The organism is Sporolactobacillus caesalpiniae (assembly GCF_040513385.1).
Classification (GTDB): Bacteria; Bacillota; Bacilli; order Bacillales; family Sporolactobacillaceae; genus Sporolactobacillus.
The window spans coordinates 86,467-97,344 of sequence record NZ_JBEVCB010000004.1 but is presented as its reverse complement, the minus strand read 5'-3'; the positions used below and the strand labels follow the sequence as shown (position 1 = coordinate 97,344).

Here is a 10,878-nt window from a genome sequence, read left to right as displayed (position 1 = left end):
AAGATAGGGCGAATAACTTTAAAATCTGAAGTCAAAGGAGAATTCTATGCTTCAAGCACGAACAACACCTAATGCAACAGGAGTGACTTTAACCGGAGACTTCGATGAATTTTACCGACTGTACGACGCAATGTCTGAACTTATAGGCGATGAGGATGACTATCCGAATTATGAAGCGGCTCGTTTGCGCGTGCTCGGATTCCTATATGATCTGCGGCATGCTTATCAAGGAGATCGTGAAGTGTCACTGGTTGAAAATCACTTAACCCGTGAACATATGAAATGGCATCAGCTAGTTGCTTCACCTCAAAACGTCTATTACTCATTCAATACTGTGTGGATTGAGGCACTGTTTGTCATCATGGCTTTGAATGACTTTGTTTTGCTGAAAGCGAAGAACCTGGTGAAAAATCAGCTTGTTTCCGATCAAATGCTGGCACCTAAAGTGGCGTATAACGAATCAATCGCTCATGTTCGCCATTTCCAGACGGTTATCATGGCTGCACTGCATGAATTGGTATCGGATCATGTCTATACCCGCCTGTTAAATGGTATGGTGCACACGTATCCTTTTTTTGCAAACTATGCCACTCAATTCGTCGACAAGCTTGCGATCAAGTATATTGCAATGGACAAAGAGAAACGACTGAAGAACTTATCACGTTTTGCAAACCAGATGATCAATCGTTCGGGTGACTATCCTGATCTTTATGAAAGCCTTATGAGAGATGCGAAAGAATATGGCTGCGCCATCAGCGAGCTTGAATTGCAAGGTCTAGAGTATCCTGAGCAGATCGAATGGTAAGATTTAAGAACAGCGAATAGAAAGAGTAAATCATGCACCAAAAATCACAACGACAACAATTATTCGATGATTATGCTCAAAACTACGGAGGTGATCACCATGAAGTGGACAGAAGTTCGAGATTTATTTCCGAATCAGTTTGTACTGATCTCGATCCTTCACGCTCAACGGGAGGGCAATAAGAAAATCATTGATGAAGTTGCCCCAATTCGATCAGTCCCCGATAAAGAGGCAAATCGATCATTCTTTCAGGCTAAGGGACAATTGTTTATCATACATACATCGAATGAAAAATGTGTGATAAATAGTCGAGAAGATTCGCTGATTAGGATGATACGAATCCCGTGAACTTTTTTATAGATAACGATACGCTTACGCGTACATCTTATTTTCAAAATGAAAGATCCGTTTCTTAATTGAAACGGATCACTCCCAATTGATTCAAAACCATTTACAATTGTTCTCTAATCAGTTGATCTACTGTTGCGACATCGGCCGGAGCCCATTTTAGTGAGTAAAGATTTTCTCTCTTTAACCAAATGAGCTTGGAATGTTCATGGGCTATTGGGAAACCTTCTGCAAGTTTGCATTTTATCGCAGTGAGATCGATCGAGAAGGTTTCATAGTCATGATGGCTGATTAGAAAAACTTCTTGAGCCTCAATGGAGCAGTTTAATTCTTCGCCGATTTCACGTTCAATTGCTTCTGAAGGTGTTTCGCCTTCTTGAATTTTACCGCCGGGAAATTCCCAACGGTTTGGGATTGACATCTTTGGCGAGCGAAGAGCGCACATAATCTCCTCATTCTCATTTTCTAGTATTGCGGCAACAACAGACAAAGTCTTACGCATCGAATCACCTCAAATCAAATTATACACGATTTTTCATCATGAAAATGAATGGTGCAACGAAACTGCACCGCTGAGCCCGATGACACGGCACATTTCTTATTGAACAGACGCACCAATGCTCTTCAAAATAGTGTGGACGATTTCGGACGGCTCTTTATGATCGGTACTCAACCGAATTGTTGCGGATTGCTCATAGGCGTTTTCTCGTTCGTGATGAAGCTGAATCAGCTTCTTTTTGTCCAATGATTGAAAGAGTGGTCTGCTTTGATCCCCATGCAGCCGATCGATAATTACTTCCGGGGATGCCTTTAAATACACGACGGGGATACCGGAATCGATTAATAATCGGCGATTGATAGGGCGGACAGGTGTACCTCCGCCGGTGGACAGAACGCCCTCGCGTTTGAACGCTTCGGCAAGCATTTCCGATTCCAATGAACGAAAGTAGGCTTCGCCATGCTCCGTAAAAATTTGACTAATTGATTTGCCAACACGCGCGACAATGAGTGCGTCTAGATCGAGATGGGGGCAGTTCAGACGTTCCGCCAAGAGTTGTCCGACGGTTGTTTTGCCGCTCCCCATAAAACCGACGAGTATACTGTGTACCATTAGTTATTCACCTCGTATTACGGACAGTCCATGCTGCTTGAGAGCGCATGTCGCATCCGCAAGATCAATTTGGTTGGAAAAGGACAATTGAAGAACGCCATTAATTTCTTCTCTGATTTCCAATATATGAATGTTGACTAAGTTAATTTTTGCGTCTGCCAAAACGCGCGTCACCTCGGCGACTGAACCTACTCGGTCAGGAATATTGATAAATAAATCGTAGAAATTAGGTGCGTGACTGGAAGCCTGAGCATTGATGCTGTCTCGGGTAATTTTGGCACGCCGAAAATAGTTTCGAATAGCCGTTCGATCTGATGAATGGAGCGCCTCTTTGACATGCTTCAAAAGTTCGCTAAACGTATCGACTTTGTCAATCAGTGTCTGCCGGTTGCTTAAGAGAATGTCCGTCCACATGTCCGGATCAGAGGAGGCGATTCGTGTGATGCTTCGGAAACCGCCGGCAGCTAGTTTCAAAGATAAAGTTGAGCCGCTGAATTCGTTCTGCGACATGTTGACTAGTCCGGCTGCGATAATATGCGGCAAGTGGCTGATCTGAGCAACAATTTGGTCATGCTGCAGCGCCGAAACGAGCTGCCATTTGACAGCCAAACCGGATAACAGTACCTGCAATTCATCTGCTGCCTTTTGTGACCGCTGATCGTTTAGCGTATCGGAAATTAAGAAGTAGTATGCGCTCTGAAAAAGATCGGCTCTCGATGCCGTAATAGTTGTTTTATGCGAACCAGCCATTGGATGGCCACCGATAAAGTGAATACCCCGATCGACAAATACGGATGCTTTAGTCATGATTTGCCTTTTGGTGCTGCCAACATCAGTAATGATGACCCCCGGCTTCAGCTGCATCTGTGCCAGCTGCTCCATATGTTCCATAATAATGGAGACCGGTGCTGCTAAAAGAATCATGTCGGCTTTTTCAGCATAGCTTTGCAGCTGTGTAAAGCCGTCATCAATGATCCATCTTTCTTTTGCGTACGTCAATGAATGATGATTAATATCGACACCGATGATTTTGTGCTCGGGCCACTGTTGCCGGATCGCTAAAGCGATGGAGCCGCCGATGAGCCCTAAGCCGTCGATGACAATTGTTTTCGTCATAGAGCAGCCCTTCTTGCCGGAATGAGTCGATTCAGATCAGCAAAGAAATCGGGATATGAGATATTGATTGCTGATGCATTGGCTAATGCCAATTCGCTTTTGACAAGTAAGGCAGCTACAGCCAGCATCATACCAATCCGATGATCTCCGTGCGAGTCCACCTGGTCGGTTTCTTGCGGAGCGAGTCGTGTTCCGCCTTGAATGATCATCCCATCAGGAAGCTCTGTAATTTCTGCGCCAAGCCTTCGTAGTTCGGCAGCTACAACGGTGATGCGATCTGTTTCTTTGACGCGCAGCTCCTCAGCTCCGGTAATTTTCGTTGTTCCTTCAGCCTGAGTCGCCAAGAGAGCGATCAGAGGTAATTCATCAATAACACTTGGAATGTCGTCACTTGTGAGTTCAATGGCATGCAGTGACGCACTTCGTATGAGCAGATCACCTGAAGGCTCTGCATGATCATAACGGTTCTGAATGGTAATGTCTGCACCCATTCGTTTTAAAATACGAAGAAAACCGGTACGAGTCGGATTCAGTCCGACATTATGGAGCGTAATCGCACTGCGCGGCACGAGTGTGGCTGCAGCGATGAAAAATGCGGCCGATGACAGATCTCCGGGTACCCTAATGGGTTGACCGATAAGCTTCGGCTGTCCAGCTACCTTTAGTGTCAGTCCTTGCTTCTCGATTTCTCCGCCGAATGCGCGCAACATGAGTTCTGTATGATCGCGGGTCTGCTGTTTTTCACTAATGGTTGATGTTCCGTTTGCGCATAGTCCAGCTAAGATCAGCGCGCTTTTTACCTGAGCGCTGGCGACCGGCAGGCGGTAGTCAACGGGGGTGAGGTCTTGCGAGCCGTAAACCGTGATTGGCAGTCGTCCGTCCTCGGTCACTTTGAAACGCGCGCCTAATTGGCTGAGCGGTTCGGTGACACGTTTCATTGGCCGCCTGCTTAGTGACTGGTCGCCAAATAATTCTGTTGTGAAGGGCTGCCCACTCAATAATCCGAGCATCAGCCGCGTTGTTGTTCCTGAGTTGCCCATAGTCAATGCATGTTTTGGCCGACGAAGCCCATTTAATCCGACGCCATGCACGAGAACACGATCGCTCGTCCGTTCAATCGATACGCCCATATCCTCAAATGCCTGCATGGTTCTTAGGCAGTCCTCCGAGGAAAGAAAATGAGTGATTTCCGTATCGCCGGTGCTGATTGCGCCGAAAATGATACTTCGATGGGAAATGCTTTTATCCCCTGGCACCTCAAGTGCGCCTTGAAGCCCTTGTTGCTGATTTGTTCGTAGCGTTTTCATGTGATCACCTGCTTTTTTTTGAAATTTGATAGAGACACCAGACCATGTCCGGCGTGTAGGTGCGCTCAATTTTTTCATTGTCGCCTAATTGGACATTTTTTTGATTGGTAATAACATAATGTGCCTGGGCTGTTTTGTAGTTCTGATACGCCAAATATTTGCTGTCGGTATAATGAATCACAGACTGGTCTTGGATAGAGCGTAAATAGTTCTTCAACAAGGCGGCGGTTGACGGATGCGTATAGGCAACATCCATAGTTGGTCTTAGGCGCCGAATCAGCACGAGCGGATCAAGTGCATAGCAAAAGCAAGTGACAAGCTTCAACTGATCCAAGTGGGTATAGTGAATGTCCGCCCAATCAAGATGTTCATGACATGATTTAAAAGCAGCGGGGATCATGAAATAATCGCCCTGATAGTCATCAAAATGCTCGATAATACCTTCAAAACAGTCATGAAGCACGATCCGGATGTCACCGGGATGCGCGCTTTGATAATACCGTGCGGCACGACAGCTGTCCGTCGCTTCAGGACCCAGAGTATGAATGATCATCGGCATGCTCTCCTTAATAGTTCTTCAACTCATCACAATAATCGTGATACTGTTTTTTCAGACGATCCATGTTTGCGCAATCAAAGGTGTCTAAAATGGCTTTGCACAGCTCGATTGCGACGACGGCCTCAATAACAAGCGATGCCGGTACGATCGCCGTAACATCAGAGCGCTCGATACTGGCTTTATGTTCCTCTTTTGTATCAATAGCGACGCTGTGAAGAGGCTTGTAAAGGGTAGGGATCGGCTTCATGGCCGCGTTAATAATCAATGGCATTCCGTTCGTCATCCCGCCTTCAAATCCGCCGAGATGGTCGCTGCTTCGGTACCAGCCTTGATCTTGATCCCAATAGATGGGATCCATTACTTGACTGCCTGGTTTTGTACCCAGGTCAAAGCCGTCGCCAAAGCTCACACCTTTGAATGCATTAATACCGATAACCGCCGCCGCAATTTTGGCATCCAGTTTCTCGTTCCATGAAGTATAACTCCCCAATCCGGCCGGGACATTTTTGGCAATGACACGAACGATTCCTCCCAACGTGTCTCCTGCCTTTTTGGTTTGATCAATAAACGCATGAATCGCTTCAACCTTATCTTGATTGACGATACGAAGATCATTGCGGCTGATTGCTTGTTCAATTTGATCAGGTGTTAATAGCTGATCACTATCAGCCTCAATAGAACCGATTTTGCGCACATAACCAGCGATTTGGATGCCCAGCTCATTCAGAAGCAGCGTGCAGACCGCGCCAATGGCGACGCGCATCGCTGTTTCGCGGGCGGATGAGCGCTCAAGCACATTGCGCAAATCCCGGTGTCCGTATTTCATGCCGCCAACCAGATCAGCATGACCGGGACGCGGGTTTTTCACCACGCGCAGATTCGTTTCCGAATCGGGCTTATTGACCGGATCCATAATTTCACTCCAGTGTTTGTGATCAATGTTGGTTATGGTTAATGTGATCGGTGAACCTAAGGTGATGCTGTGGCGCACGCCGGAGGTGATCTTGACTTGGTCCTTTTCAATCTTCTGGCGATAACCGCGTCCATAGCCTTTTTGCCGTTCACTTAGTTTCTGATTAATCTTCTCAATGGATAAGTGAAGTCCGGCTGGGAACCCTTCGATAATTCCGGTTAATTGCGGACCATGCGACTCTCCTGCTGTAAAATAAATCATTTAACTCTTCCTTTCTCCTGCAAGTCCGTTTGACACTGCTTTGAATTTTTTAAGATCGTTTGGAAAATTTCCTGATAGTGGTCGCGGTTCTCGTGATCGTTCACACGCTGATCAATTCTCGCAATAATTTCTTTCTCCCGAAAAGGATCTAAGACCCGCTGACCTTGATTCATCTTTTTCATTCCTATAGACTTGGCAAGCTTGAATCGCCATTGAAGTAATTTAAGAATCCAGTAATCGATAAAATTGATTTGGCTGCGCTCCGTCTCATAACCCGTTTGGTCATTTGAAAGAGAAAGCAGTCGATGACCGATGATCCAGAGAACTAAAGAAAACGACGCGATCACAAGGTCGCTGCGCAAGGCGTAGGCTGTTCCACTAGTAGACAGCATGCCGGTAAAAATGGGCACTGTGAATGACGCAATGCTTCCAAAAGAAAAAAAGATTGCCGTAACACGTCCCTTAGCATGAGGAAACATGGAACTGAAAATAGTCAAACCGACCTGCATGATGCCTCCCGCTGCCGTGACACCGAAGAAGAAGGATGCGACGGTGACCGATAGATGGTTGGATGAAAAACAAACGGTTAAAAGAAAGAGAAGCGAGAGACCGTTCATAATGACCATTAAGGTGCCATCTTTGACCAGTGCGCTTTTTAAAATAGTGAAGACGATCAAAACGCCGACAATTGATCCGACGCTGTAAAGCGACAGGAGAAAATGTGCCTGCATATTGCTCATATGCAATACGTCAATTCCGTAGAGTGTGATCCATTGGGTAAAGAGAATCATCACCGCCATTGATGTATAGCCATATAAAGACAAAATGGCGACTAAACCGACCTTTGCTTTTGACAGCTTCCCTTTAGTAAATAGGCGATGCCGCGTCGTTTTCTCAGGTTTTACCTGTAACGGAAATCGCGACCGGCTGATTAGTACGGCGTTGATCAGTAGGAGTGCAGCTGCAAAAATAAAGCTTAATCCGTACCAGCCGCCCAGATTTTCATTCAGACCGATGTAGAGAGGCAGGACAAATTCTCCAATCGACATCGCGGCTTTGATGAGAATACTCGCCGCGCCATTATTGCGATTCATCTCCAAAAAAGTGGGGTAGGTCCCCGAATCAAGTGCTGAGTTCGCCACCCCGGCAAGAATCGCAAGCAGGTAAGCGACTTTAAAATCCTTGGTTAAAAGGATTCCGATAAAAAAGACAGAGTAGCTGATCATCCCGAAGAGAATAATTTTTTTACGACCAATGCGATCAGACAGGCTGCCAAGAAGATAGTAGGCGAGCAGTCGGCCAATGCCAACACCGGAGATAACGTAGGAAACGGTCGCAATCGATGTCCCCCACTCGCTGCTGAGCGACCTCATATTTTGTGTCAAAATTAATAATCCGATACCATGAACGAAGTAGTTCAGGTACAAAGAAATACTTAGTCTCATTTTGTTTGCTTTCGTCATTACGTTCATATGTCATTTCCTCCCGAAAAAAGTGAAAAAAATAACCAGTCAGATGATTAATCTAACTGGTTACGAATTTCCGTCAGGAAAATAAAAAGATCCGGATTGTCATGGCAACCAATTAGATTTAATCTTACGCATCTAGTTGGTCAGACCAAAATAGCTTCCCAACTCTAGACACTTACGCGTTTGCGTTCGTATCCAGAGCGGACACGAACTATCTAAAGTAATAGAAGCCATAATAGTATGTTTGAGCCATTTGCAACTTTTTCATTTTATTTTTCCTCTCGATTAGGTTATGTACCATTTAATCACTGTCATCTGCTTTTGTCAATTACAGTTTTTTAATTTCTAAATTTTTTCTGCTGACTTTCTATTTTTTGAACGAGTAGAGTAGTGGATCGTGATTTGTCTCGCATGCTTGTCAGTGATGCTGAAGCAATTAGAAAGAGAAGGATGATCATTTAGCGAATTACGGCTCGCTCGAATGCTGGACTTCTTTCTCTTGCTTGATCTCCTTTGGCAAGTGCGTGGATGCGTTCGGCACTTTGCGTGGAGCAACATTGATCATATCGGAAGAGTACAGTGCAAATGAGATGCTGCCTCCATATTTATGCGCTCGGATTAGAATCGGCTGGTTCGAGGTGTTCTGAAACCGGAAGTCTGGTCCGTACCAGCTGACCGTGGCATCGCGTCCTTCGGGCACATAAGGTACACGTCTACTGTGAGAGTAGCGCTCCACAATTTTCAACCCGGCGCGATCAACCGCATTAAAAAGTGTGGACGACACTTGGCAGATGCCGCCGCCCACCCCTTCGGAAAATTCTCCTCGGACGATGATCGGCGCAGAGAGATAGCCCTTTTTTTTCGTCCTCATTCCAACAGCTTTGTTAAATGAAAAGGTTTCATTTGGGAATACCACTTGGCTGTCCAGCGCCTTTGCGGCAAGGTCAATGTTATGTGCGCGACTTTTGTTTCCGGAATTAAAGAACGTGACGTACTGACCAATACGCTGATCACGAATTTGGGAAAGCAGTTCGGCATCGACTCTTGGATAGATTTTGATTAAGGGTGCACGCAGTTTACCGGTACCTTGACCGAAATAATAACTGTAAAATTTATTCTGAAACACGCTGCGGTAAAGTTTGTGTCCTGTTTTTCCAGAAACGATGGCTCCTTGTCCGTTGATTCTGGCGTCTACCGGCGCCTGATATACCTTGCGATCAAGCTGGTTAATCAAAAGTTGATATTTTTCTTGATCCAAAAGCGATGCAAAAGGATATGTAAAATTGGAACGATGAATCTTAGCAATAGTATGGTCATGGTACGTGACGCTTAGAGTGTCTGAAAGTGATTGTGGCTGGGCGAAAAGCAGGATACCTGCCAACATCAGTAGTCGCATAAGGCCTTGCACCTCCCGACGTTAGTATGATCTTTTTTTTCGAAATTAGCCTTCGTCATGTCATGTATATGACGACTGTCGCACCGCCTGGATAAAACGCAGTACGCCTTCGCTAATATTATTATTCGTTGTACAAGCATAGCTGAGACGAACAAATCTAGGGTGCGCGCCATACATGGTTCCAGGAACAAAAAGCACGTTACGTTTAATCCCGGATTCAAGCAGCTTGCTGTCGGAAACAGAGGAAGTCAATCGGCACCAAAGATGGTATCCGCCTTTCGGAGCCATAAAACTGATGTCATCCCCGCAGTTTGCAGAGAGTACATGGATCATTGTTTTTCTTCGTTCTTCGAGTCGGTATCGTACTGTATCCATATGTTTTTCCCAAATGCCGGAGCGTAAATAGTGCTCGGCGATTTGCTGTGTGACGATGCTCGAGCCATGATCCATCTGATATTTGGCGTCGCGAAGCCGGCTTAACACGGGTTCAGGAGCGACGATCCATCCGACACGTAAACCGGGAGCGACAGTCTTTGAGAGGCTGCCGATATAAATGACCTGTTCATTGGAATGATCAAGGGAGAATAGGGTCTGTGGACTAGGACGTTCATCACCTAGATCAAGCGATCGGTAGGCATCGTCTTCAACAATTGGCACCTGCCATTTTTCACAAATTTCGAGCACTTCTCTTCTCCGTGGTTCGGTCAACGTACTTCCTGTTGGATTCTGATAGGTCGGATTTAGGAAGAGCATCTTGATCGTCCGCTTGTGTAGCAAACGCTCGAGTTCAGCAGGAATTATCCCATCTTTATCCATGGGTACTCCATAAATACGCAGACCAGCTGAATGAAACAATGGCAACGCGTAAAAATAGGAGGGGCTTTCAATCGCGATCGCATCCCCAGGATTTAATAGGCACTGGGTGATAAGCAGCAATGCTTGCTGCGCGCCGGAGGTAACTAAAATAGTGTCTGTGCCGGCGGTCATGTTGAATTTCGATCTCATAAATTGACTGAGTGCCGCTCTCAGTGGTTCGTACCCTTTTGGGTCGGGATAACCAAGTGAATAATTGAGCGGCAGGGTTCTGATGATCTGTTGAAGCTCTGCAATGGGATAGTCTTCCTGAGTCAGTTCACTTGTTGACAAGTCAATACATGTGTTGAGCTGACGCACTTCGGCAAGGCGCCGCGAGATGGGAAGCGTCGGTAGAAATGAACCACCATTGGCATAGGCTTGCCAGTTCGGAAGGCGGAGGGGACGAACGCCCCACTGCTCTTGAGCGACTCGAGTACCGCTCCCTCTGGCAGATTGAATAACCCCCGCTGAACGTAAAAGATCATAGGCGTGTACAACAGTTGTACGATTGACCCCCAACTGTTCCGCAAGTTTACGCTCCGGCGGCAGTTTTTCTCCTGGTCGAAGGTTACCTTCCATAATTTGCTGTTCAAAATGTCGGGCGATCTGTTCGTATACAGGCATCCGTTTTTTGTCCAATTTAGTCACGTGCATCGTGCGTGCCCTCCATTATTGCAATTGGATGATCTTTTGATCGACCAATTGGATGTTTTCAACAGAATAGCATAGTTCTATTCT

11 protein-coding genes are annotated in these 10,878 nt (G+C 46.0%); 2 read left to right on the top strand and 9 right to left on the bottom strand.

Annotated features, from left to right (window positions below; all coding sequences use genetic code 11):
• Nucleotides 1-46 precede the first annotated feature (46 nt).
• Both ABWW58_RS08825 and ABWW58_RS08820 read left to right on the top strand, forming a co-directional pair.
• Entirely contained in the window at nt 47-805 is a 759-nt protein-coding gene (locus ABWW58_RS08825) for a DUF6904 family protein (protein ID WP_353868780.1), read from the top strand.
• A gap of 99 nt (nt 806-904) precedes the next feature.
• The gene (locus ABWW58_RS08820) at nt 905-1,153 is read left to right on the top strand and encodes a hypothetical protein (protein ID WP_353868779.1); all 249 of its coding nucleotides are present in this window, start codon (nt 905-907) and stop codon (nt 1,151-1,153) included.
• Nucleotides 1,154-1,256: 103 nt separating this feature from the next.
• Here ABWW58_RS08820 and ABWW58_RS08815 read toward each other — a convergent pair whose 3' ends face one another.
• From ABWW58_RS08815 to pdxR, 9 genes are all read right to left on the bottom strand, one after another.
• A complete protein-coding gene (locus tag ABWW58_RS08815) occupies nt 1,257-1,655 on the bottom strand; it encodes a (deoxy)nucleoside triphosphate pyrophosphohydrolase (protein WP_353868778.1) in 399 nt (132 codons plus the stop codon).
• Between the two features lie 96 nt (nt 1,656-1,751).
• Nucleotides 1,752-2,264 carry a shikimate kinase gene (locus tag ABWW58_RS08810; RefSeq protein ID WP_353868777.1) on the bottom strand — a complete coding sequence of 171 codons (513 nt, stop codon included), beginning with the start codon at nt 2,262-2,264 and terminating at the stop codon, nt 1,752-1,754.
• 3 nt (nt 2,265-2,267) lie between these two features.
• Nucleotides 2,268-3,380 (bottom strand): prephenate dehydrogenase, encoded by a 1,113-nt coding sequence (locus ABWW58_RS08805; RefSeq protein ID WP_353868776.1) that lies wholly within the window; start codon nt 3,378-3,380, stop codon nt 2,268-2,270.
• Nucleotides 3,377-4,687 (bottom strand): 3-phosphoshikimate 1-carboxyvinyltransferase, encoded by a 1,311-nt coding sequence (gene aroA / locus ABWW58_RS08800; RefSeq protein ID WP_353868775.1) that lies wholly within the window; start codon nt 4,685-4,687, stop codon nt 3,377-3,379. Before aroA ends, ABWW58_RS08805 begins: the two co-directional genes overlap by 4 nt.
• A gap of 4 nt (nt 4,688-4,691) precedes the next feature.
• Entirely contained in the window at nt 4,692-5,240 is a 549-nt protein-coding gene (locus ABWW58_RS08795) for a hypothetical protein (protein WP_353868774.1), read from the bottom strand.
• Between the two features lie 13 nt (nt 5,241-5,253).
• Nucleotides 5,254-6,420 carry a chorismate synthase gene (gene aroC, locus ABWW58_RS08790; protein ID WP_353868773.1) on the bottom strand — a complete coding sequence of 389 codons (1,167 nt, stop codon included), beginning with the start codon at nt 6,418-6,420 and terminating at the stop codon, nt 5,254-5,256.
• Nucleotides 6,417-7,892 (bottom strand): MFS transporter, encoded by a 1,476-nt coding sequence (locus ABWW58_RS08785; protein ID WP_353868772.1) that lies wholly within the window; start codon nt 7,890-7,892, stop codon nt 6,417-6,419. Before ABWW58_RS08785 ends, aroC begins: the two co-directional genes overlap by 4 nt.
• Nucleotides 7,893-8,355: 463 nt before the next feature.
• Nucleotides 8,356-9,285 carry a VanW family protein gene (locus ABWW58_RS08780; RefSeq protein WP_353868771.1) on the bottom strand — a complete coding sequence of 310 codons (930 nt, stop codon included), beginning with the start codon at nt 9,283-9,285 and terminating at the stop codon, nt 8,356-8,358.
• Between the two features lie 60 nt (nt 9,286-9,345).
• Nucleotides 9,346-10,794: a MocR-like pyridoxine biosynthesis transcription factor PdxR gene (gene pdxR / locus ABWW58_RS08775; RefSeq protein WP_353868770.1), complete on the bottom strand. Its 1,449-nt coding sequence runs from the start codon at nt 10,792-10,794 to the stop codon at nt 9,346-9,348.
• Between the last annotated feature and the right edge of the window lie 84 nt (nt 10,795-10,878).